24 protein-coding genes are annotated in these 23332 nt (G+C 60.4%); 14 read left to right on the top strand and 10 right to left on the bottom strand.

Annotated features, from left to right (window positions below):
* Nucleotides 1–38: 38 nt before the first annotated feature.
* Genes ehuD through ehuB form a run of 3 tightly spaced genes read right to left on the bottom strand, consistent with a single transcriptional unit; the run spans nucleotide 39 to nucleotide 2289 of the window.
* Complete coding sequence (gene ehuD / locus AWB72_RS10255) at nucleotides 39–707, bottom strand: ectoine/hydroxyectoine ABC transporter permease subunit EhuD (protein ID WP_040052096.1); 669 nt, start codon at nucleotides 705–707, stop codon at nucleotides 39–41.
* A complete protein-coding gene (ehuC, locus tag AWB72_RS10260; protein WP_040052097.1) occupies nucleotides 704–1387 on the bottom strand; it encodes an ectoine/hydroxyectoine ABC transporter permease subunit EhuC in 684 nt (227 codons plus the stop codon). Before ehuC ends, ehuD begins: the two co-directional genes overlap by 4 nt.
* A 50-nt stretch (nucleotides 1388–1437) precedes the next feature.
* Nucleotides 1438–2289, bottom strand: coding sequence for an ectoine/hydroxyectoine ABC transporter substrate-binding protein EhuB (gene ehuB / locus AWB72_RS10265; RefSeq protein ID WP_040052098.1), 852 nt, complete (start codon nucleotides 2287–2289; stop codon nucleotides 1438–1440).
* 210 nt (nucleotides 2290–2499) lie between these two features.
* Here ehuB and ehuR point away from each other — a divergent pair, with 210 nt between their 5' ends.
* The 9 genes from ehuR (at nucleotide 2500) to AWB72_RS10310 (ending at nucleotide 12215) form a co-directional block, all read left to right on the top strand.
* Entirely contained in the window at nucleotides 2500–3897 is a 1398-nt protein-coding gene (gene ehuR / locus AWB72_RS10270) for a MocR-like ectoine utilization transcription factor EhuR (RefSeq protein ID WP_040052099.1), read from the top strand.
* Between the two features lie 86 nt (nucleotides 3898–3983).
* Nucleotides 3984–4949 carry a hydroxyectoine utilization dehydratase EutB gene (gene eutB, locus AWB72_RS10275; protein WP_040052100.1) on the top strand — a complete coding sequence of 322 codons (966 nt, stop codon included), beginning with the start codon at nucleotides 3984–3986 and terminating at the stop codon, nucleotides 4947–4949.
* A 3-nt stretch (nucleotides 4950–4952) separates the two neighbouring features.
* Nucleotides 4953–5963, top strand: coding sequence for a cyclodeaminase (locus AWB72_RS10280; protein ID WP_040052101.1), 1011 nt, complete (start codon nucleotides 4953–4955; stop codon nucleotides 5961–5963).
* An 11-nt stretch (nucleotides 5964–5974) separates the two neighbouring features.
* Nucleotides 5975–7192 (top strand): ectoine hydrolase DoeA, encoded by a 1218-nt coding sequence (gene doeA / locus AWB72_RS10285; protein WP_040052102.1) that lies wholly within the window; start codon nucleotides 5975–5977, stop codon nucleotides 7190–7192.
* Nucleotides 7193–7196: 4 nt separating this feature from the next.
* A complete protein-coding gene (doeB, locus tag AWB72_RS10290) occupies nucleotides 7197–8219 on the top strand; it encodes a N(2)-acetyl-L-2,4-diaminobutanoate deacetylase DoeB (RefSeq protein ID WP_040052103.1) in 1023 nt (340 codons plus the stop codon).
* Nucleotides 8220–8222: 3 nt separating this feature from the next.
* Nucleotides 8223–8696: an Lrp/AsnC family transcriptional regulator gene (locus AWB72_RS10295; protein WP_040052104.1), complete on the top strand. Its 474-nt coding sequence runs from the start codon at nucleotides 8223–8225 to the stop codon at nucleotides 8694–8696.
* 136 nt (nucleotides 8697–8832) lie between these two features.
* Entirely contained in the window at nucleotides 8833–10311 is a 1479-nt protein-coding gene (locus AWB72_RS10300; protein ID WP_040052105.1) for an NAD-dependent succinate-semialdehyde dehydrogenase, read from the top strand.
* 42 nt (nucleotides 10312–10353) lie between these two features.
* Nucleotides 10354–11763, top strand: coding sequence for an aspartate aminotransferase family protein (locus tag AWB72_RS10305; protein ID WP_040052106.1), 1410 nt, complete (start codon nucleotides 10354–10356; stop codon nucleotides 11761–11763).
* A 128-nt stretch (nucleotides 11764–11891) separates the two neighbouring features.
* Nucleotides 11892–12215 (top strand): hypothetical protein, encoded by a 324-nt coding sequence (locus tag AWB72_RS10310; protein WP_052450031.1) that lies wholly within the window; start codon nucleotides 11892–11894, stop codon nucleotides 12213–12215.
* Between the two features lie 63 nt (nucleotides 12216–12278).
* Here the strand turns inward: AWB72_RS10310 and pqqA are convergent, their stop codons facing one another.
* From pqqA to AWB72_RS10320, 3 genes are all read right to left on the bottom strand, one after another.
* A complete protein-coding gene (gene pqqA / locus AWB72_RS29650) occupies nucleotides 12279–12353 on the bottom strand; it encodes a pyrroloquinoline quinone precursor peptide PqqA (RefSeq protein WP_008353049.1) in 75 nt (24 codons plus the stop codon).
* A 163-nt stretch (nucleotides 12354–12516) separates the two neighbouring features.
* A complete protein-coding gene (locus AWB72_RS28480; protein ID WP_143754607.1) occupies nucleotides 12517–12717 on the bottom strand; it encodes a hypothetical protein in 201 nt (66 codons plus the stop codon).
* Between the two features lie 21 nt (nucleotides 12718–12738).
* Nucleotides 12739–12972: a DUF2795 domain-containing protein gene (locus tag AWB72_RS10320; protein ID WP_040052107.1), complete on the bottom strand. Its 234-nt coding sequence runs from the start codon at nucleotides 12970–12972 to the stop codon at nucleotides 12739–12741.
* 127 nt (nucleotides 12973–13099) lie between these two features.
* On the opposite strand from AWB72_RS10320, the gene AWB72_RS10325 reads away from it, so the two are divergent.
* A complete protein-coding gene (locus tag AWB72_RS10325; RefSeq protein WP_040052333.1) occupies nucleotides 13100–13336 on the top strand; it encodes a hypothetical protein in 237 nt (78 codons plus the stop codon).
* 14 nt (nucleotides 13337–13350) lie between these two features.
* On the opposite strand, the gene AWB72_RS10330 is transcribed toward AWB72_RS10325, so the two are convergent.
* The 3 genes from AWB72_RS10330 to AWB72_RS10340 all read right to left on the bottom strand — a co-directional run bounded on the left by AWB72_RS10330 (nucleotide 13351) and on the right by AWB72_RS10340 (nucleotide 17590).
* Nucleotides 13351–16248 carry a sensor domain-containing phosphodiesterase gene (locus AWB72_RS10330; protein WP_040052108.1) on the bottom strand — a complete coding sequence of 966 codons (2898 nt, stop codon included), beginning with the start codon at nucleotides 16246–16248 and terminating at the stop codon, nucleotides 13351–13353.
* Nucleotides 16249–16428: 180 nt separating this feature from the next.
* Nucleotides 16429–16848 carry a GNAT family N-acetyltransferase gene (locus tag AWB72_RS10335; protein ID WP_040052109.1) on the bottom strand — a complete coding sequence of 140 codons (420 nt, stop codon included), beginning with the start codon at nucleotides 16846–16848 and terminating at the stop codon, nucleotides 16429–16431.
* 1 nt (nucleotide 16849) lies between these two features.
* Nucleotides 16850–17590 (bottom strand): ABC transporter substrate-binding protein, encoded by a 741-nt coding sequence (locus AWB72_RS10340; RefSeq protein ID WP_040052110.1) that lies wholly within the window; start codon nucleotides 17588–17590, stop codon nucleotides 16850–16852.
* Nucleotides 17591–17685: 95 nt separating this feature from the next.
* Between AWB72_RS10340 and AWB72_RS10345 the strand changes: the two genes are divergently transcribed.
* Nucleotides 17686–18183 (top strand): cupin domain-containing protein, encoded by a 498-nt coding sequence (locus tag AWB72_RS10345; RefSeq protein WP_040052111.1) that lies wholly within the window; start codon nucleotides 17686–17688, stop codon nucleotides 18181–18183.
* Here AWB72_RS10345 and mobB read toward each other — a convergent pair.
* Complete coding sequence (mobB, locus tag AWB72_RS10350; protein WP_040052112.1) at nucleotides 18180–18704, bottom strand: molybdopterin-guanine dinucleotide biosynthesis protein B; 525 nt, start codon at nucleotides 18702–18704, stop codon at nucleotides 18180–18182. The two genes, AWB72_RS10345 and mobB, sit on opposite strands and share 4 nt — an antisense overlap.
* Before the next feature lie 139 nt (nucleotides 18705–18843).
* Between mobB and AWB72_RS10355 the strand changes: the two genes are divergently transcribed.
* From AWB72_RS10355 to AWB72_RS10365, 3 genes are all read left to right on the top strand, one after another.
* Nucleotides 18844–21384 (top strand): adenosylcobalamin-dependent ribonucleoside-diphosphate reductase, encoded by a 2541-nt coding sequence (locus AWB72_RS10355; RefSeq protein WP_040052113.1) that lies wholly within the window; start codon nucleotides 18844–18846, stop codon nucleotides 21382–21384.
* Between the two features lie 443 nt (nucleotides 21385–21827).
* Nucleotides 21828–22373 carry a fimbrial protein gene (locus AWB72_RS10360; protein ID WP_040052114.1) on the top strand — a complete coding sequence of 182 codons (546 nt, stop codon included), beginning with the start codon at nucleotides 21828–21830 and terminating at the stop codon, nucleotides 22371–22373.
* A gap of 107 nt (nucleotides 22374–22480) precedes the next feature.
* A complete protein-coding gene (locus tag AWB72_RS10365; protein ID WP_040052334.1) occupies nucleotides 22481–23224 on the top strand; it encodes a fimbria/pilus periplasmic chaperone in 744 nt (247 codons plus the stop codon).
* Nucleotides 23225–23332 lie beyond the last annotated feature (108 nt).

Genomic DNA, 23332 nt, shown 5'->3' on the forward strand with positions numbered 1-23332 from the left:
CAGCGAGGTCGGAGTAATCGATACATGAGCGCCGTGCATCATGGCAGCCTCACGCGCCGTTCGAGATGACGCACGCCGGATGCGAACGTCACGCTGATGATGAGAAAGAATACGCCGGTCATTGTGATGGGCTCCAGATAGCGGAACGTCTCCGAGCCGATGTTCTTCGCTTGCTGCATCAATTCGACGACGGTGATCGCGGAGAGCACCGGCGTGTCCTTGAACATGGCGACAAGGTAGTTCCCAAGCGCGGGAATCACCGGACGAATGGCTTGCGGAAGAATCACGCCGCTATAGGTGCGCCACGGTGAGAGTGAGAGCGCGCACGCCGCTTCCCACTGACCGCGCGCAACGCCATTGAGGCCCGCGCGATACACCTCCGACACATAGCACGCATAGTGCACTGCAATGCCGATCGTGCCGGCGGTCAGCGCGGACATCGTGAGGCCGTAAAGCGGTGCGACATAGAAGAGCACGTACACTTGAATCAAGAGCGGCGTGCTGCGAATGAATTCAATGAAGAAGGCCGTGGTCTTCGCAACCGGCGCAAAGTCGCTGCGCCGCATGATGGCGAGCACGAGGCCCAGCACCAACGCGATTGCAAAGCCGACGAGCGTGATGCCGATGGTGTAAGTTGCCGCGCGTGCAAGCTCGGGAAGAATATGCAGCGCGTATTTAATGTCGAAAAACTGACCTAGAGAATTCATGACGCAGCCCTCGGAACGACGCGGCGCACGGCGACATGGCCGCTCACGCGACGCTCGAAATAGCGCATCACCGCAACGATGACTTGCGCAAGCACGAAGTAAATCAGCAAGGTCAGCCCGAATATTTCAGCCGTCTTGAAGGTGGATTCATCGAGCTGGCGCGCACGGAACGTCAAGTCCGAAAGCGTGATGAGCGATACGAGAGACGTGCCCTTCAACAATTCGATCATGAGGTTCGTGGCGGGCGGCAATGCGTTGATCATCGCCTGAGGCAAGACGATGCGCCGCATGCGCGCCGCGGGCGGCATGTTGAGCGCGAGCGCCGCTTCGAATTGACCGCCCGGCACGGAGCGAAGCGCGCCGCGCAGTATCTCCGAGCCATACGCGCCGTAGTGAAGCCCGAGGCCGACGATGGCGACCGTGAACGGCGTCAGATGAACATTGAACGGCGGCAGCGGCAGCACGAAGAAAAACCAGAATAACTGGACAAGCAGCGATGTGCCGCGAAAAATCTCGACATACGCATTGGCGGTCCATCGCACGATGCGATAAGGAGCGGCGCGCAGCGTCGTGGCGAAACCCGCCATCACGATCGCAAGCAGAATGCTGCACACAGCTATTTCGATCGTGACGAGCGTGCCTTTCATCAATAAAGGCAAAAGCTCATTGAGGTCACTCATGACGGTTCCTCGCTAGTTTCAAGACGCGGTGCGCACGCATTACTCAAGCCTTAGCCGCCGCAAAGCTCGGGCGCTTTCTTGTCGGTCAGGTTCGTCTTGTCGAAGCCGAACGGTCCGACCGTCTTCAGATGATCCTCCGTGCCGAGCCACGCATGAAGTTCCTTATTCACCGCATCGCGCAAGTCGGTATCTTCCGGCCGGAAGGCGAGTGCGCCGTAGCCGATGTGCTTCGGATCGTCGTTGAACTGACTGACCGCTTCGACTTGCGGCCCGCCTTTCGATGCAAGACCTTTCATCGTGAGCGCAGTGCCCACGGCGGCATCGGCGCGGCGCGCGCGCACGGCCTGCAGTTGCGCAGTGGTGTCCGGAACCTGAAGGATCTGATCGTCCTTGATGCCCGCTGCTCGTGCATAGCCCAGTTCCGCCGTGCCGGCCATGATCGCCAGCTTCGTGTCCGCTTGCTTGGCGACGTCGGCATAGCTGTGAAGGTTCTTCGGGTTGCCCTTCATCGTGAGCAGCGTGTCGGGAATCTGGTATTGCGGATCGGCAAACGCAACTTGCTTGCAGCGTTCCGGCGTGATGTACATGCCCGCCGCGATCACGTCGAAGCGGCCTGCCTTCAGGCCCGGAATAAGCGCGCCCCATTCGGTGAGAACCGCATCGACTTTCTTGACACCCAGCTTGGCGAAAACCTTCTTGGCGATTTCGGGCGATTCGCCGGTGACGGTGCCATCGGGAGTCGTGTAGGCAAAAGGCGTTTCGTTCGCATAGCCGATACGCACCTCTCCGGTGCGCTGGATGCGCTGCAACGTCGTTTCCGCACTGGCGCTCGTCGTGACGACGAAGCTCGCTGTAGCCACACACGCCGCTAAGAGCAATCCGGAGAGTCGTTTGGTCTTCATGAGGTTTCCGTTCGTATGGTTCGTTTGTCGTGTGGTCGGGAACGCGATTCAAGTAAAAACCCTTAAGAACCGCATGCTTGCCGCGCCTGACGCGCAGCCACGAACGCAGAATACAAAGCCATATATTTGTTCCGATTGCTCTAGGACAATTATTTTCGCGTGCCGTTTTGCGCCACTATTGCGCATGGACTAGCGGGAAGGGAGCAGCAATTGAACGAAAGATGGCGCGAGGCCGTGCGCGCGGTGCAGGGCGTGCAATCCAAATACAAGCGGCTCGTCAAGGCGATGGCCGGCGATATCGAAAGCGGCGAACTCGCGGAAGGCGCACGCTTGCCGCCGCAACGCGAAGTCGCGGCGGACCTGGAAATCAGCGTGCAAACGGTGACGAATGCCTATAAGGAACTGGAGCGGCAAGGGCTGATTCGCTGTGAAGTGGGTCGCGGGAGCTTCGTCGCGGCGCGCGTGACCGAGACCATGTCCAATTACATGCTCGATAACGCCGAGCGCTCCGTCGTAGACTTTTCCATCGCGCGGATCGTGCATACGCCCGAGCACGACGCCATGTGGCGCAAGGTCTGCGCGACGCTCGCGACGGTCGAGGACCAGCCGTGGATACGCGCGTTTCGTCCCATTGCGGGCTTCGAGCATCATCGGCAAGCGGGTGTGACGTGGCTCGAATCGCTCAACATGCCCGCAAGCGTCGACACGTTGCTCGTCACGAACGGCGTGGCGCACGGCATATTTCTGGCGCTTGCTTCGATCGTCGGCCCAGGAGACACCGTTTTATGCGAGAGCCTGACCGATCATGGCGTGATCGGCTCCGCTAACGTGCTCGGGTTTACGCTTAAAGGACTCGAAATAGATGAGCACGGCATACGCCCCGAGCATTTCGAGGAAGTCTGCGATAGCGAGCGCGTGAGCGCGCTCGTTTGCACGCCGACGCTCAATAATCCCACTGTCGCCGTGATGCCCGATTCGCGCCGTCGTGCGATTGCGCGTATCGCCGAGCGCTATGGCGTGTACGTCATCGAGGACGATGTCTATGGCGCGTTGCCCGCCAAAGCCCAAACGCCTATTGCGAGCCTGATTCCCGAACTGGCGTTCTACTGTACGAGCATGACGAAGTCCGTATTGAGCGGCTTGCGCACCGGCTTCATGACGGTGCCGCGCCGGCTTGCGTTGCGTGCCGAAAGCGTATTGCGCGTGTCGAGCTGGATGGCGACGTCGCCGATAGCAGAAGTCACTGCGCGATGGATCATGGATGGCACCGCGCAACGGCTCGTGCAAATACAACGCGAGCGCGTGGCGGCGCGTCAGAGTGTCGTGCGCGAAATTCTCGGCGAGTACGTTCTAGGTAGTCATCCCAATGCGCTTTCCGCGTGGCTGCGCGTACCGGATGCCTGGGAGGCGGAACGCATCACGCGCGAGCTGCGCAATCGCAATATCGCGGTGACATCCCCCGATCCGTTTCTCGTGCGCGGTGCGGTCAGGCCCAATGCAGTGCGCCTTTGCGTCGGCGCGGAAGTCAACGAGCCCACGTTCCGCACGGCGATCGAAACCATTCGCGAAGTATTCGAGCAATATCCGCACGTGCATGACTTCATTTGATCGTCTGGATTGAACTAGGACAATGCGATTTGATTTTTTAGGACATTAGACTCGGTTGCACTGCCATTCGAGATTGCAACCGCGTCATGTCAGAACTCACGCTTGCCGATGTTTATCGCGCGCGACAACGCATTAAAGGGCGCGTCGTCGCTACGCCGCTCGTGCAATCGATGGCGCTATCGCGCATCGCGGGCGTGCCGGTTTATCTCAAGCTCGAAACGGTTCAGCCTACCGGCAGCTTCAAACTGCGCGGCGCGACCAATGCACTTGCTCAACTCGCCGAACAAGGCTGCAAGCGTGTCGTGACGGCATCGACGGGAAATCATGGACGTGCGGTCGCACATGCTGCACGCGCGCTCGGGATGGAAGCGGCCGTCTGCATGTCGTCGCTCGTGCCCAAAAACAAGGTCGATGCGGTCGATGCGCTGGGCGCGCGTGTCGTCATCAGCGGCAAGAGCCAGGACGATGCGCAAGTCGAAGCACAACGTCTCGTGCGAGAGGAAGGCTATGCGTATGTCCCTCCTTTCGACGATCCGCGCGTGATCGCGGGTCAGGCGACTATAGGCCTTGAAATTCTCGAAACGCTGCCGGACGCATCGACCATCATCGTGCCGCTTTCAGGCGGCGGCCTCTTCAGCGGCGTTGCGTTTGCGGCCAAATGTGTGCGGCCCGATATCGCGATGATCGGCGTATCCATGGAACGCGGCGCCGCTATGCATGCGAGTCTCGCAGCAGGCAAGCCTATCTTCGTCGATGAACTCGAGACGCTTGCCGATTCGCTCGGTGGCGGCATCGGGCTCGATAACCGTCATACGTTCAGCATGACGCGCGAATTGATCGACCATGTCGTGTTGCTCGATGAAGTGTCCATTGCGCGCGGCATCGTGCATGCGTATCGCGAAGAGCGGCTCGTTATCGAAGGCGCGGCGGCGGTCGGCATTGCGGCCGTGCTCGATCGCGCCGTCGAAACGCGCGGCACGAACCCTATCGTCATTGTCATAAGCGGCTGCAACATCGACATCGACGCGCATCGCCGTTTGATCGGAGCCTGATTCATGTCCGCCATCGACCGATCCACTGTTCTCCTGGGCGAAGCGCATTTGCGCACGCTCGTGCCGCTCGATCTCGACGCGATCGAACAAGTGGAAGCCGCGTTTCGTTCGCTTGCAACGGAAGCTGTCGCGATGCCGCCCATTCTTCGACTCGACATTCCTGAGCACGCAGGCGAAGTCGACGTAAAAACCGCTTATTTACCGCGCTTTTCCAGCTTTGCAATCAAAGTGAGTCCGGGGTTCTTCAACAACTCATCGCTGGGATTGCCGAGTCTCAATGGACTCATGCTCGTGTTGTCCGCGCGTACCGGTCTCACCGAAGCCGTTCTGCTCGATAACGGCTATCTCACTGCAGTGCGTACCGCAGCGGCTGGTGCAGTCGCCGCGCGTTGGCTTGCACGGCGCGATGCGAAGCAGGTCGCGATCATCGGTGCAGGCGAGCAAGCCCGTTTGCAGCTTGATGCGCTGCGTCTCGTGCGCGACATCGAACATGTGACCGTATGGGCGCGTGAACGCGATCGCGCGCTGCAGTACGCACGTGATTGCGAAGTGCGAGGCATTGCATGCGAACTCGCGGATAGCGTGAGCCATGCGCTCAAGCGCGCGGATATCGCCATCACGACGACGCCGAGCCGCGAGCCGTTGATTCATGCGCGCGACCTGCATCCCGGCCTTCATATCACGGCAATGGGATCGGACGCGGAGCACAAGAACGAAATCGCACCGGATGTATTCAAAGCCGCGCGCTACGTCTGCGACCGCTTGCAGCAAACACGCGTGCTCGGCGAGCTCCATCACGCGATCGAGGCGCGAGTCGTCGCAGCCGATGCGACCTTTGCCGAGCTGGGCGAGGTCATTGCAGGACAGGCATCCGGCCGCACGAGCGATGACGATGTGACCGTGTGCGACCTCACCGGCACCGGCGCGCAAGACACCGCCATTGCAACGCTTGCACTCGAGCGTGCGCGCAAAGCGCAGGCTGGGACCATTTTTCATAACGATGTGACGCTCTGATAGAGGGGACGATGTCAGAAATCAAGCAAGAGGGCTCAAGCGAAGCGCCTGCCGTGCGCTTGCCGTTCGAGCGCGTTGAGTACGACGCACGCATTGCAAAGACACGGCGCGCCATGGAGCAGGCGGGCATCGATCTGATGATCGTGACCGATCCGACCAACATGGCGTGGCTCACCGGCTACGACGGCTGGTCGTTCTATGTGCATCAATGCGTGCTGCTTTCGACGGAAGGCGAGCCGGTATGGTTCGGCCGCGGTCAGGACGCGAATGGCGCGAAACGCACTGTGTTCATGGGGCATGACAATATCGTCGGCTATCCGGACCACTATGTGCAATCGCAAGTGCGTCATCCGATGGATTACCTCTCCACCGAAGTGATTGCTGCACGGGGCTGGGACAAGAAGCGCATCGGCGTGGAGATGGACAATTACTACTTCAGTGCGAAGGCGTATGCGTCCCTCGTTCAGCACTTGCCGAATGCGCAGTTCAAGGATGCGACCGCGCTCGTCAACTGGCAACGCGCCGTCAAGTCGCCGCGCGAGATCGAATATATGCGCATTGCAGCGCGCATTGTCGAGAAGATGCATGCGCGCATTCTCGACAAGGTCGAGCCCGGCATGAAGAAAAGCGATCTCGTCGCGCATATTTATGAAGCGGGTATCACCGGCGTCGAAGGATACGGCGGCGACTATCCGGCCATCGTGCCGCTCTTGCCCACGGGTTCCGATGCAGCGGCGCCGCATCTTACCTGGGACGATTCGCCATTCACCGCGAATGCCGGCACGTTCTTCGAAATCGCGGGATGCTTCAAGCGATATCACTGCCCTCAATCGCGCACGGTGTATCTCGGCAAGCCGCCGCAGCATTTCATCGATGCGGAAAAGGCCGTGGTTGAAGGCATCGAGGCCGGGCTTGCGGCCGCGAAGCCGGGCAATCAATGCGAGGACATCGCCAATGCTTTCTTCGCCGTGCTGCGCAAGTCGGGCATTGAAAAGGACAGCCGCTGTGGTTATCCCATCGGCGCGAGTTATCCGCCGGACTGGGGCGAGCGCACGATGAGTCTGCGTCCAGGGGACAAGACCGTCCTCGAACCCGGCATGACTTTTCACTTCATGCCGGGCCTGTGGCTCGACGACTGGGGCCTCGAAATCACGGAGAGCATCCTGATTACCGATACCGGCGTCGAGACCTTCTGCAATACGCCACGCAAACTGTTCGTGAAGGAGTAGCACGATGCGCGCGTCACCGATCAGCCCGACCGTCGATTTCGAGGCGGAAGGCGAACAGCACGGCTTTCTCAAGCTGCCGTACTCGCGCAACGATTCCGCATGGGGCGCGGTGATGATTCCCATCACCGTGATCAAGCGCGGCGATGGTCCTACCGCGCTGCTCACCGGCGGCAATCATGGCGACGAATACGAAGGGCCGATCGCGCTGGCAAAGCTCGCTTCGACGCTTAAATCGAAGGACGTGAACGGCCGCGTGATCATCGTGCCGTTCATGAACTATCCGGCGTTCAGGGCGGGCGCGCGCACGTCGCCTATCGATGCGGGTAACTTGAATCGCAGTTTTCCCGGCAAGCCCGATGGCACCGTGACCGAGAAGATCGCGGACTATTTTCAGCGCCATTTGTTGCCGCTTGCGGACTACGTGCTCGATATTCACGCGGGCGGCCGCACGCTCGACTTTCTGCCGTTCGCGGCCATTCATCTATTGCCCGATGCCGCGCAGCAAGCGCGATGCGAAGCCGCGATGCGCGCATTCGGTGCGCCGTATTCAATGCGCATGCTCGAACTGGATAGCGTCGGCCTTTACGACAGCGCAGCGGAAGAAGCAGGCAAGGTGTTCGTATCGACGGAGTTGGGCGGCGGCGGAACGTCCACCGCCGCAAGCGTCGCGATCGCCGAGCGCGGCGTATATGGATTTCTCGCATACGCAGGCGTGATCGACAAGGAAGCTGTGAAAGGCGAAGCGCGCACGACGACCTTGCTCGATATGCCCGATGGTTCCTGCTATACGACCAGCGAGCATGCGGGCTTGCTCGAAATGTGCCGTGATCTAGGGGATATCGTGAAGGAAGGCGATTTGCTCGCGCGCGTCTACGACATCACGCGCTCCGGCGCGGTGCCTTTCGAATATCGTGCGAAGCGCGCGGGACTCGTTGCGGCGCGTCATTTCCCCGGCCTCGTGCAGACGGGCGATACGGTTGCCGTCGTCGCCGATATCGTCGAGCGCAACATACCTGTCGCCATCTGACCGATGAAACTCGACCGCTACGACGTAGGCATCCTGCGTATTCTCGCCCGCGAGGGGCGCATTACGAAATCGCGCCTTGCGGAAGAGATCAATCTGTCGGTCTCGCCTGCATGGGAGCGCGTCAGGAAGCTCGAAGAAAGCGGCATCGTGCGCGGCTATCACGCGGATATCGACTGGACGGCCGTGGCGAAGGGCAGCCGTATCGTCGTCGAGGTGACGCTTTCGCGGCATACCGCGCAGGACATGCGGCGCTTCGAGGAGCGCGTGGCTCAGGCCGATGAGATCGTGCAATGCTTTGCCACGGGCGGCGGCGTCGATTATGTGTTGCATGTGGTCGCGCGCGATATCGATCACTATCAGCGCTTCATCGACTCACTGCTCGTCGAGGAGCTCGGCATCGAGCGATATTTCACTTATATCGTGACCAAGGTCGTGAAGCGTGGCGGCGATGGCGTGCCCGACTGGATCGACGTTTAAGAAACGCCTTTGTTTTGCCGGGCAAACAGAAAAAACCGCATCGCGCGATACCGACAACGAAAAATTCATCAGTGGCAAAGGGCTTAAAGTGAGTTCATCGGATCACGAACGAAAGCCCACGCAAGGAATATCGATCATGTTGCTCGGTCATCCCATTCTCTTCAAATCGCTTTGCTATATCGACAATCGCTGGGTGCATAGCGACAGCGCAGCGTCCATCGCAGTCGTCAATCCCGCCGATCAAAAGGTGATCGGCCATGTGCCGATGCTCGACCGCGCGCAGATCGAAAGCGCCGTCGATGCAGCGGATCGCGCATTTCAGTCATGGCGCTGGATGCCGCAGCAAAAGCGCAGTGCATTGCTGCTGCGCTGGCATGAGTTGATCATGCGTCATCAGGCCGACCTCGCCGGCATTCTCTCGCTCGAACAAGGCAAGCCGCTTGCGGAATCGCGCGGTGAGATTGCCTATGCGGCGAGCTTCGTCGAATGGTTCGCGAACGAAGCCAAGCGTCTTGCTGGCCGCACGATCCCGACGCACATCGACGGCGCGCATCTCGGCACGGTCATGGAGCCGGTTGGCGTCGCGGCGCTCATCACGCCCTGGAATTTTCCGGTCGCGATGATCACGCGAAAGGCTGCGGCGGCGATCGCGGCGGGCTGCACGGTGGTCGTCAAGCCCGCGCACGAGACACCGTTCTCCGCTATCGCACTTGCGCAACTGGCAGAAGAGGCGGGCTTTCCGCCGGGCGTGTTCAACGTCGTCATCGGCGAACCGCAAATGGCGATGGAAACGCTGGTCAGCGACACGCGCGTGCGCGCAGTGAGTTTTACCGGATCGACGCGCGTGGGTGGGCTCGTTGCAAAGACTGCGGCGGCATCGGGCATCAAGAAACTCGCTCTGGAATTGGGCGGCAACGCGCCTTTCATCGTGACGGAAGACGCCGATCTCGAACAGGCGGTGCGCGTGGCGGTAGGCGCGAAGTTTCAGACGTCGGGACAGGATTGCTGTGCGGCGAATCGCATTCTGGTGGCGCGTCCGCTGTATGAGCAATTCGTCGAACGCTATACGGAAGCGGTCAAAGCATTGAAAGTGGGAGGCGCATTCGAAGCCAACGTCGATGTCGGCCCGCTGATGCATCAAGCCGCATTCGATTCGACTGTCGCACGCGTTGAAGATGCCAAAGCGCAAGGCGCGCGCATCACGACAGGCGGTACGCCGCATGCGCTTGGCGGCTGGTTCTATGAGCCTACGGTCGTCGCGGATGCCAAGGCGGGCATGCGCATCTACGACGAAGAGAACTTCGCGCCTATCTCCGCTATTTCCCCGTTCGATACGCTGGACGAAGCGGTCGAACGCGCGAACGAGACCGAATATGGTCTCGCCGCCTATGTATGCGCGACGCGCATCGACACGATCTTTCAACTCGTGCGCCGGCTCGAATTCGCGATGGTTTCCGTCAACGGCGTCAAATTCACTGGCGCGCCGATTCCCTTTGGCGGCATGAAAGCCTCGGGACTCGGGCGTGAAGGCGGTGCGGAAGGCTTTGAACCTTTCGTTGAAACAAAATATTTTTGCCTGGGCAATCTCGGCCTGCCGCTGTCAAGCGCGGCCTGAACGAACTACTCTCAAGATACGCAAAGGAACAAGGAGAAGCACATGAGCCAACAGAACCAATCGCTCGAACAAAAGTTCGCTGAAGACCGCGCGCACTTCATGCATCCGTCGACGCATGCGCACGATCACGCAAGTGGCGCATTGCCGGGCAAGATCGTGACGGGCGCCAAGGGCATCCGCATCGAAGATCATCAAGGCAAGCGTTATATCGATGCATTCGCCGGCCTTTATTGCGTGAATATCGGCTATGGACGCACTGAAGTCGCCGATGCCATTTACGAGCAGGCGAACAAGCTCGCGTATTACCACACGTATGTCGGCCATTCGACGGATGCGATCATCGAACTGTCGTCGCGCATCATCGACTGGTCACCGGAAGGCATGAAGAAGGTGTACTACGGCATGTCGGGATCGGATGCGAACGAAACGCAGATCAAGATTGTCTGGTACTACAACAACGTACTGGGCCGTCCGAACAAGAAGAAGATTATCTCGCGCGAGCGCGGCTATCACGGTTCGGGCATCGTCACGGGTAGCCTGACCGGTTTGCCGAGCTTTCACCAAAACTTTGATCTGCCGATCGATCGCGTCAAGCACACCGTCTGTCCGCATTGGTATCGCAAGGCGCCAGCCGGCATGAGCGAAGCGCAATTTACTGCGTATTGCGTCGAAGAACTGGAGAAGCTGATCGCGAAGGAAGGCGCGGATACAATCGCCGCATTCATCGCCGAACCGGTCATGGGCACGGGCGGCATCATTGCGCCGCCCCAAGGCTACTGGGAAGCCATCCAGCAAGTGCTCAGGAAGCACGACATCCTGCTCATTTCCGACGAAGTGGTGTGCGGTTTCGGTCGTCTTGGCTCGAAGATGGGTGCGCAGCATTTCGGCATCAACCCGGATCTCATCACGGTTGCAAAGGGTCTGACGAGCGCGTATGCGCCGCTGTCGGGCGTCATCGTGCATGAGCGCGTATGGGACGTGATCGAGAAAGGCTCGCAGGAATACGGCGCAATGGGTCACGGCTGGACCTACTCGGGCCACCCGATTTGTGCTGCCGCAGCGCTGGCGAACCTCGATATCCTCGAACGCGAAAATCTCACGCAAAATGCGGCGGATGTGGGCGACTATTTGAATGCGCAATTGCACGCTGCATTCGACGCGCATCCGCTCGTCGGTGAAGTGCGCGGCGCGGGCATGCTTGCAGCGCTCGAATTCATGGCGGACAAGGAAGGCCGCAAGCCTTTCGATGCCGCGTTGAAAGTCGGCCCGAAGGTGTCAGCCGCGGCGCTCGAACGCGGCGTGATTGCGCGCGCCATGCCGCATGGCGATATCCTCGGCTTCGCGCCGCCGCTGGTCACGACGCGCGCAGAAGTGGATGAGATCGTCGGCGTCGTGAAGCAGGCGGTCGATGCCGTGGCTAACGAAGTGATCGGCTCGACTGTCACTGGCTGACTCACTAAGGCTCGAGTCAGTCGCCGTAACGAGGCCCGCCTTTGCGCGGGCCTTGGCTTTTGACGCGTGGCATGAAGTGGAATGCCCGTTGCTCACATTCCGTCAATCAATTCGACAGGAGGCATGCAATGGGCACTGACGATCGCTTGGAAGGACCAGGGAGTACGGACAAGCCGCTCGGCGAAGCGGGCAGCGGAGCAAGCGGCGGCGGATCGATAGGCAATCTGCCGGGACCGGGCGCAGCTACAGGCGGCGACCCCAAGCAAGGCGTGCGGCAACCGAATGCAGGTGAAGTCCAGCCGGAAAACAGGCGTTTGGATCAGCATCCTCATCAGACGGCAGAGGTGCCGCTCGGCTCGGGCGATCGGCCGGACCCGCCGGGAAAGGGCGGTCTGGGACCGCAAGACGCGCAAGAGAGTACGCAGCAGAACATACCGCCGCGCGGAAATTGAAACGTTAGCAACTGCAAGCCAAAAGCAAAGCGGCCGCTCATCGCGGCCGCTTCTTTATGCCGATTAGCGGGTGGCAATATACATCGTGATTTCAAAGCCAAAACGCATATCGGTGAAGCTAGGGGTTTCCCACTTCATAAAGCCTCCTTGTGCGATAAGTGACCTGACGGATGCCGGGCCGTTGCGCAGTGATCTCCTGCAAGCGCCGTGCAAAACTGCGCCCCCAAATCGACGCCCTTAAATCCTAGCGGACTTTGTCGCTTGCATGATTGGAAATTGCGTACACGTTCATTTAATTTTTTTATAGCGGCCTTGGACGGTTTCCCGAGTCATCAGGGTTAATGCGTAGTTTGTCCGGATCCGTTGCCTCATCACGCTCCAACGCTTCGCCGGGTCGAGGGATTACCCTGTCGGCTTCGTCTTCGCTGATGTTGTTCAGATCATTGCCGCCCGGCGCGCGCGGCTTGTCGTGCGTGTCGGGCGCTTCGGGAGTTTGAGCCATTGCATTTCCTCGTTTGGGTGATCATTCGGCGCGCGAGGCTTCGCGCAGCACTGCCGCGTCGCTGTCGTAGTTGTGATCGCGCATCTTCCTGAGCAGCGCGAGAATCTCGCCGTCCGCGCCGTTGCGTTCTGCCAGCGCCATCAATTTCTCTTTGCCCATTGGATACTCGGCGCCCTTGAGCGCGCGGGCAACGTCTTCCATGCGCGGTTCGTCCTCGTGCCGTTGATCTTGCGAATGCGCGGGATGTTGGGACATAACGCCTCCTTGTTCGATGTGACGATTACTTCGCAAACGCTTGAAGGGCAGCAACGGCCATGCCATCTGCGGGCGCGATTGATGCTGCGACGCGTGAGTGAGTAACGAAGAAAAGGAGGAAAGGCACATGACCATAGCCGCAGACCGCTTATCGGACACCGAGGTCAAGATAGAGAACACCATCTATACGTTCGACAGCAAGGATAGAGCCGACGCTTTCCAGCAATGCCTGGGCAGCGATAGCATCGAGACGTGCAAGACCGATCACGCGCCCCTATCGACTCGCGCCGCTGCGAGCGATGGCACGCAAATCGGCGGCGAGCCGGGCAGCATCATTTCGCCGTCGATGGGCGGCATGCCGTGAGCGTCAGCCAGCGTCTATAACGCTGCGTTGTTCGTCGTGCGCGGCGCGAGGGACGTCCGCGTGAGCGCGTCGAGCGGAAGAGGGTGATCGAAGAAATAGCCTTGCGCCTGTGCCGCGCCCATCTCGCGCAGCACGGCGAGGGTTGCTGCGTCTTCGACACCTTCCGCAACCAGCGTCAAGTCCAGTGACTCCGCCATGCGCACGATCGCCCGGACGATTGCGCGGCTGCGTGCGCTTTCAGTCAGTTCCAGAATGAATGACTTGTCGATCTTCAAGCCGCTGAACTGATATTGGTGCACATAGCTCAGCGATGAAAACCCCGAGCCGAAATCGTCGAGGACCACGGACATGCCGTTATCGGCAAGCCGCTGCATGGTGCGGCGTGCGAGATCGGGCTCGGCGACCAGCGCGCCTTCGGTCAGTTCGAGGCACAGACGTGATGGTGAAACGCGATAACGCCGCAGCAGTGAAAGCACGTCATCCGCGAATTCGGGCCGCGTCATGCTGTAGCTCGAACAATTCACATGCACCGGCGGCCAATGCGCGTAATGCGCATTTGAGAGAATGGCGGCGACGCGTTCGAGCATATAAAGATCGAGCCGGCCGATGAGTCGAAGCCCTTCCACCGAGGGCAAGAACTGCCCGGGCCCCACGATGCTTCCATCCGCCTGACGCCAGCGTATGAGTGCTTCGAGTGCGACGATTTCACCGCTCTTTACATCGACGATAGGCTGAAAATAGGGCAGCAATTCGTCGTCGCGCTTCATTGCATTGCGCAGCGCGCCTTCGCGTTCCACCTGATCCGACACTTCACGCCGCAATTCCTGATTGAACACGACAAAGCTGTCGCGTCCCGCATTCTTCACGCGATACATGGCCGTATCCGCATCGCGCAAAAGGTCGACAGGCTCGGTATGAAACTGACTGTCCGCCGTGACGATGCCGATACTGCACGACGAAAATACGACGTGTTCCTCGATGTGAAACGGCAAATCGAATGCAGCGAGAATACGCTTGGCGATGCCTACAGCGTCCTGCACCGGCGCGTTTGCAGATAGCACGGCGAACTCGTCGCCGCCGAGACGCGCAAGCAGGTCCGTCGAGCGCACGCAATCGCGCAAGCGCGCGGCGGCCTGCACGAGCAGCATGTCGCCAAAGTGATGCCCGAGGCTGTCGTTCACGACCTTGAAGCGGTCCAGGTCGATGAACATCACCGAGAGTTCCTGGCCGCGCGTCCGATAGTCGTTCCATGCGCCGCAAAGCCGCTGCATGAGATGACTGCGGTTAGGCAGGCCGGTCAGCGAGTCATGAGCGTTTTCGTGGAGAAGACGCGCGTTGGCTTCGTCGAGTTCGTGCGTGCGGGCCTGCACGCGGGCCTCGAGTTCGAGATTGGCCGCGTGCAAGGCTTCTGCATCGCGGCGGCGCGAAAGGGCCGTGTCGATATGGCGCGATACAAACGTAAGCAATTCCTGGTCGCGCAACGAATAACGCACGAGCGGCGAGTAACTTTGCACGGCAAGCACGCCGCGCACGACATCGCCATCGAAAAGCGGAATGCCGAGCCATGAACGCAGCCGCACGCTGCCCGTTTCCGTTTCGAACGCGCCTTCATCTATGAGGCGCATCGCTTCAGGATGATCGATCAGCCGCGCGCGCCGTTCGCTGATGACATATTCCGTGAGTCCGCGCTGGCCGCGTCGCGGATCAGGGCGTTCCTGCACGATTTCATCGACGTAATAAGGGAACGAAACCTCGCCCGTTTCGGTTTCGAACAAGGCGATGTAGAAATTGCGCGCATAGAGCAATTCGCCGACGATGCCGTGCAAGCTGCGAAAAAACTCCATCATGTCGCCGGGACGGCTCGACAATTCCGCGATCTGGTAAAGCGCTGCCTGCAAGTGTTCGGAACGCTCCCGCTCCGCAATGCCATGACGCAAGGCCGCGTTGAGTTGCGAGAGTTCGGACGTGCGCCGCGCGACCTGCTCTTCGAGATCCGCACGGTGCAAGATGCGGTCGAGCGCCATCGCCACGTGCCGCGCGACGACGAGAAATAGCGCGCGATCTTCGGCGGTATAAATGCGCGACACCTCGTAGACCTGCATGGCCAGCATGCCGAACACTTCGTCGGATGCGTTCTTGAGCGGCGCGCCCATCCAGAACTCGGGGCGGTCGCCAAAGCAAAAGAAGCGCCCCTCGCGTTCGGCGGCGTTGATGTCGGCGCGCGTGACGAAAAGCGGTTGACCGCTCGTCAGCACGCGGCCGGTCATCGAAAGATGCGAAGGATCGAGAATGTCGTAATTGTCGGCTTCGAGTACATCGGTATCAATGACGTCGACGTAATACGGGTAAGTAATTTTGCCGGTCTTGCGGTCATAGAGCGCGAGATAAAAATTTTCCGCATCGATGAGCGTGCCAAGCCGTTCATGCACGCAACGCAAGAATTCGGCGCGGTCGCGCACTGAGCTGGCCAGATAGGCGATTTCATACAGCACGCGCTGTGTCAGTTGCGCGCGCGCCAATGCCTCGGCTTGTACGCGTTCGCCAAGACGCCGCGCGAGGCTGGCTAGCTCTCTGTTGTGTTTATGCACGGCCGGCGCGAGCAGCCAGCCGAGCACGCCTTCACTGCGCCCGGTCGGCCAGCGATGCCAGCCATGCGCGGCGCACTGCGCTTCGAACCCTTCTTCCGGGATACTGCGCGGCCAATGCAACGGCGCGTCGCCACGATGTGCAAGATGCAACTGCTCGCCCGCGCGATACCACGCCCATTCGCGGCAGCAGTTGATCGACGCGGCATCGCGCAGCAGCGCTTCGACAGGCTGCGCATCGGTCACTTCCGTCACATCCGTCAAAGCCGTATCGGCCGCGGCGGAAGCCGAACCCGGCGTCGCGTTATATGCGGAAAACACACTCATCGGCGCTCCAGGCCATTCTTTCCAAGGGCGTTGCGGCCGCCTTGCCGGCGGTCCGGGTCGTTGTTCAAGCAATCGTTCCTACCGGGCTAACGGCAGCGAGGATACAGGCTTGAGCATCGCCGACAAAAAAATGTAAGACGCTTGGAGAAAATGCGTTAATTCGCGACGGTATTTCCTTCGTCAGAAGCGCTTTTGCATGAAATAGCGGGACCGGCCGCTATGGAAATCCTCGAGTTCACCAAACGCCTCATAGCCGCAGCGCGCGTAAAGATTACGCGCTTGCGCGTTGAGCGTGTCGAGCCAGGCGGCGCGGCAGCCGCGTTGTTTCGCTTCCAGTTCCGCAGCTTCCAGTGCGCGTGCCGCAAGCCCGCGGCCGCGCATATCTTCGCGAATCCATAGCCATTTGACGAAAAGCCAGTCCCACGCGGTGAATCCGGCAAGGCCGCCGACGAAATCGTCGCCGACATAGAGCGATACGGCCAAGTCCCGATGCCCGCTCGGTCCGAGTTGCGACGCGTTGAACGCGGCGAGCCCGCCCGCGACATCCGCCTCGAACGATTCGTCGATCCAGTCAGTGACGGATAACGTAACGTCGGACATGTCACGCCTGCGAAGGCGGCGCAACCGACGCGCCCTTGATGCCGTGGCGCGACAGCGCGCTTGCGACGAAGCCCGAGCGCTTCACGTCCTCGACAAATTCCCTGAGAAAGTGCGCGGCCTCATCGCCACGGCTCTTGGGAAGGCCCATCGCCTGTTGAATAACCATGAAGCGTTGGTCGAGAAGGCGCAGGCCCGGTGTGCGCGCGGCATCGGCTTCCAATTGCTGTTTGACGCCTGCCGCGACTTCGAGGCCATCGCGCAGGAACGCTTCGACGACCGCTTGCGACGACTCCGTCCGCACGATCTGCGCGCGCTTTGTTTCGCGCGTGAGAAACAGGTCATACGCGCTGCCCTTGCCGACCATGATGCGGTTGCCTTCGCGGTCCACTTCGTCGTTACGCGTCAGGGGCGAGTCATCGCGCACGAGATAGTAGCCCTCGATCAGCACGTACGGAGCCGTGAAGGCGATACCCGCGCCACGCAGCGGATCGATGGCGAAGAAGCCGATATCGGCCGCTTCGTTCGTGACCGTTTCGACGGATTTCGCGGCGGTATCGAAGGCGCTGAACGTGATGCCGACGCCTAGCCGCGACGCCAGCTCGCGCGCGATATCCACCGATACGCCGCCGGGTTCACCGTCTGACGCATTGCGATGAGCGAGAATCGGATTGCCGAGATTGATCGATGCGCGCAGCACGCCAGTCGGCGCAAAGGCTTTCTGCAAGGTTGAAGAAAGAGTCATGTTTGCGCGATTCCGGTGGTTGCATGAAGATCTGTCTGCAGCATGAGCATGCAGAATACGCGAATCGCAAAGGCTCTTGCAAACAAGGAGTGAGAATGCCTGACACCATCGACAGTCACGCGCTGATCGCGCGCCTGCAATTGCAACCGCATCCGGAAGGCGGCTATTTCCGCGAGACGTATCGTGCGGATCAACGCGTGATGCGCGATGGATCGAATGAAACGCGCGCCGCTTCCACCGCCATTTATTTTCTTCTTTGCGATGGCGCGCATTCGGCGTGGCATCGTATTCGCTCCGATGAAGTCTGGCATTTCTATGCCGGCGATCCTGTCGACGTGCATGTGCTCGATGCAAGCGGTACGCTGCATACGCATCGGTTAGGGAACGCGCTCGTGCGTGCGGGCACCGCATTCCAGGCCGTCGTGAAAGCCGGCGACTGGTTCGCCGCCGAATGCCGCGATGCATCGGGCGCGGCGCTGGTCGGCTGCACCGTTGCGCCAGGCTTCGAATTCAGTGAGTTCGCATTGGCCGCGCCGGGGGAATTGCAAGCGCGGTATCCGCAGCATCAAGAACTGCTTGCGCGGCTCGCTTAACCATTCAATGCAATGCCGAGCGTTTCGCAGATGAATGCGCCAATGCGCGGGATGTCGTTCAGTGGCAAGACGGGAAGCGTCGTATCGAGCGCGGTCGCGTTGTCGGTCGCGACTGCAAGAATTTCCAGATCGGTCTTGTAGAGCGGCTCTCTGGAAACCGAAGGCCGCACCACTTCGAGCCGTGGCATGGCTTCGCGCGCGAAACCTTCGACGATCACGAAGTCGGCATGCGAAAGACGCGCGGCGAGCGTGGCGAGCGGCGGCTCGGCTTCATCGTTCAATTCATGGACGATTGCGTAGCGATATGGCGAAGCGATCAACACTTCACCCGCCCCCGCGCGGCGAAAGCGCGCACTGTCCTTTCCAGGCGGCTCGAGTTCGATGGAATGATGACTATGCTTGATCACGTTGACCGTGAGGCCGTGCGCGCGAAACCAGGGTAACAACGCTTCGATCAACGTGGTCTTCCCCTGACCGGAGCGGCCCGAAATGCCGAAGAACGGCGGATGCGGCGAATTCATGCGATGGTTATAGAGTCATGTGAGTCGGAGCAGGTCAAGCGAGTTTAGCCGTTCCGTAGCGAGCGCAGTGAAATCGCGCTATCGTCGGGCATCGTGTTTGCGAACGACGGCAAGCCCGCGACATTCCAGAGGAATAGACATGGCCGAAGACAATCCGAGCACCGCGCTCGCTCCGCAGCAATTTTCCATCGACGTGATGCTCGAAAAATATGCCAAGGGCGACGAGACGCGCGTGGAAGACATTCATCGACGCGTCGCGCGTGGCGTGGCCCTTGCTGAGCCCGCCGAATTGCGTGCGAAGGTCGAAGCGGAGTTCGTCGACAACTTCAAACGCGGCGCGCTGGGCGCCGGACGCATCATGAGCGCGGCGGGCGCGGGCATCGACGCCACGCTCATCAACTGCTTCGTGCAGCCCGTGGGCGATGCGATCCAGGGCGTCGACGACAACGGCCTGCCGGGCATCTACGTGGCGCTTCTGCAAGCAGCCGAAACAATGCGACGCGGCGGCGGCGTGGGATATAACTTCTCGGCAATCCGTCCGCGTGGCGCGCGCGTGCATTCGACGGGCTCGGCCGCGTCGGGACCGTGCAGCTACATGGATGTCTTCGATGCATCGTGCCGCACGGTCGAAAGCGCGGGCGCACGTCGCGGCGCGCAGATGGGCATTCTCGATTGCACGCATCCGGACCTGCTCGAATTCATCGCGGCGAAGCATACGAAGGGGCGCTGGAACAACTTCAACGTGTCGGTCGCGGTCAGCGACGAATTCATGCAGGCCGTCGCCGACGGTGCAACGTGGCAACTCGTGCACAAGGCCGAGCCGTCGCCGGCGCAGCGGACATCGGCGGATATTCGGCAACGCGAAGACGGCCTATGGGTGTATCGCGAGGTCGAGGCGCGCGAAGTGTGGAACACGATCATGCGTTCTACTTACGATGTCGCGGAGCCGGGCGTCGTGTTCATTTCGCGCATGAACGGGGACAACAATCTGCGCGCGGTCGAATCCATTCGCGCGACGAATCCATGCGGCGAGCAGCCGTTGCCCGCATACGGCTGCTGCAATCTCGGTCCGATCAATCTCACGCGACTGGTGCTCGATCCATTCGCGCAGATGCGCGGCGGCGTGCCCAGCTTCGACTGGGACGGACTCGCCCGCGCAACTAGAACGCAAGTGCGTTTCCTCGATGACGTGCTCGACGTCACGCTCTGGCCGCTTCCGGAACAGGCGCGCGAGGCGCAGGCGAAGCGTCGCATCGGCGTGGGCTTCACGGGCCTCGGCGACACCCTCGTGATGCTCGGGCTTCGTTACGACACGCAAGAAGGCCGCGATTTCGCGGCGCGCGTGGGCCGCACGATGCGCGATGAAGCGTATCGCGCATCGGTCGAACTGGCGCGCGAGCGCGGCTCGTTTCCGCTCTTCGATGCGAAGCGTTATCTCGAGGAAGGGACGTTCGCTTCGCGCCTTCCCGACGATATCAAGAGTGCCATTCGTCTTCATGGCATCCGCAACAGTCACCTGCTTTCCATTGCGCCGACAGGCACCGTGAGTCTTGCGTTCGCGGACAATGCTTCGAACGGTATCGAGCCCGCGTTTTCATGGACGTATCAGCGCACGAAGCGCATGGCGGACGGCTCGCGTCAGACCTTTGCCGTCGAGGATCACGCATACCGTTTGTATCGCGAGATGGGCGGCGATGTGAACGCATTGCCGGACTACTTCGTGAACGCGCTGCAAATGTCCGCGCACGATCACCTCGAAATGATGGCGGCCGTGCAGCCTTTCGTCGATACGTCGATCTCGAAGACGGTGAACGTGCCGGCGGATTATCCGTTCGACAAGTTTCAGGACCTTTACTTCGAAGCATGGCGACGCGGCCTCAAGGGTCTCGCGACGTATCGCCCGAACGAAACGCTCGGCGCGGTGCTGTCCGTGACGCCGCAAGAGACGCCGAGCGATTCGCCTGATCCCGAGCTGGACCTCGATCCGTTGCGCATCGCAATCGATCATCGGCCGCGCGGCGAGTTGCCCGCGATCATCGAGAAGGTCGAATATCTGACGCAGGCGGGAAAGAAGTCGCTTTATCTGGCGGTGTCGTTCATCGAAGTGACGGGGCGCATTGCAGGCGAGGACGTGACGATCGAGCGTCCCATCGAGTTCTTCATTCCAACAGGACAGCGCGACGAATCGCAGCAATGGATCACCGCGACGATGCGTTCGCTTTCGCTCGCCGCGCGCGGCGGATTTGCGGCGCGCACGCTGCAGGATATGCGCAAGGTATCGTGGGATCGCGGGCAAGTGCGTCTTGGCGATGTCGAGCGGATCGACGGTCATCGCAGTCCGCGTTGGCATGACTCGGAAGTCGCGGCGCTTGCCTACGCGATTCAGCAGATTCTTCATCGCCGTGGATTTCTCGACGCAGAAGGCAATCAGGTGCCTTCGCGCGTGCTGGCTAAAAGGCGCACCGAGAGCGCGCAGCCGGTGCGCGCGTTGACGGTGGATGACGAAGTCGCAGCCGATGACTCCGATCCACCCGATGCATCCGCCAGCGATGCGAACGACGCGAGCGGCCTCGCGCTGATGCACGGGCGCAAATGCGCGACTTGCGGCGCGAACGCCGTCATTCGCAAGGACGGTTGCGATTTCTGCACCGCATGCGGGGAAATCGGCGCGTGCGGCTAGCGTTCTCAGCGAAATTCAGCGTACTCGGGCGTATTGCGCACTGGCCCGACGCACTTTTCATAGCGCGATCCACTCTCCTCTCACCGCCAGCGATGACCTTTCCCGGGTCACGCTGGCCGGCATCGATCTGCACCTCGGCACGCCCTTAATTTTGCCGTCAGGCAGGCATTCTTCTAGTATCGATACTCCGAATCAATTATTAAAGAGGCCTTACGAAAATAAGAATAATCGGGTTTAGTTTGTTACAGGTTCCATTCAGAATCGTGGAAGTTCAACTGGCTGGGACAAAGCTAAACCGAGGGCCGTGCCCCAGGCTGTCTTCGCGACAGCGTCCGGGTGGACGAGATGCGTGATCGGGCGTCAAGGGTGGTCGAAGCGGCAACTGCATGCGGCGCCACACTCCAAATGAAACCGATTTTTTAAAACTAACTGGAGTCCTAAAAATGAAGAAATCCCTTGTCTCGGCACTGATGGCCGCCGTTATGGGTCTCGCCGCTGGCGGTGCGTTCGCATCCGACGGCACCATCAACTTCAATGGCGCGCTCACTGCCACCACCTGCACGATCAACGGCAACGGCACGTCGTCGAAGAACTTTACGGTCACGCTTCCGACGGTCTCGACGTCGAACCTCAAAGCTTTGGGCGACACCGCGGGCTCCACGTCCTACAACATCGCGCTGACGAACTGTGCACCGGTGACGAGCACCAGCAAGGCGTCGGTGTTCTATGAAGCGGGTACCACCGTCGATCCGGCGGATGGCCGTCTGATGGTTGCGACCGGCGGCGCGCAGAACGTCAAGCTCGAACTGCTGAACCAGGATGCATCGCAGATCAAGGCGGGTTACTCGCGTGATCTTCAGAACTCGAAGCCGGCTGACATCTCGTCCGGCGCTGCCACGCTGAACTACATGGTCCGCTACTATGCGACCGGCGCAACGAGCGCAGGCGCGGCGAACTCGTCCGTCGTATACAGCATCGACTACCAGTAAGCGGTGTCGCGAAAGCGGAACTTCCGGTTGTGAAGTTCCGGTGCAAGAGGCGGGCGAAAGTCCGCCTCACTTTGAATCCGTGCTTCGTTGTGCAATTCGTCGTCAACATGAAAATCTTCCACCGACTCGTCTCCGCCGCCGTGCTGCTTGTCGCCATCCAGAGCGTTGGACAGCAGGCCCACGCGTCAGTTGTCATCGCCGGCACACGTGTCGTGTACAACCAAGGCGATTCCGAAGTCACTGTCAAGCTGACGAACAACGGCAAGCTGCCGGGGCTCACGAAGGTATGGATCGACAAGGGCGATGCCGACGCGAAGCCCGACACCATCGACGTGCCGTTCACGATCAATCCGCCGATGATGCGTATCGATCCGGGCAAGTCGCAGACGTTGCGCATCATGTCCACCGGCGAGCCGATGCCGGGAGACAAGGAGACGGTGCTCTACCTGAACGTGCTGGAAGTGCCGCCGAAGCCTACGGGCGACGAAGCCAGCGCCAATCAGCTGCAGTTGGCGTTTCGGACGCGTATCAAGTTCTTTTATCGCCCGACGGGGCTCAAAGGGCAGGCTACCGACGCGCCGGATGGCATCGTCTGGCATTTGAAACACGAGGGCGGGAAAAATCTGATCGTGGCGGATAACCCCACTCAGTATCACGTATCGTTCGACCGTATCGAAGTCACCGACGGCGCGCACATCGCAGCGTTCACCGACGGCGGGATGGTCGGACCGGGCGAAAGCAAAGCTTTCCCCGTGAAGGGCGAGTTGCCCGCAGCCGGCGCGAAAGTTCACTACACGGCAATCAACGACTACGGCGGACCTCAAGCCGGCGACGCGAAGCTCGCGCCCTGAGACGCGAAATCCCGTCGCCGCGTCGTTCCATCATGGGCGGATGCGCATTCTGCGCGCCGCAATGATCCGGTAAAGATGTACTAGCTCGCATACCACGCAGCATGCCGG

The sequence above is a fragment of the Caballeronia concitans genome, from assembly GCF_001544615.1.
Classification (GTDB): domain Bacteria; phylum Pseudomonadota; class Gammaproteobacteria; order Burkholderiales; family Burkholderiaceae; genus Caballeronia; species Caballeronia concitans.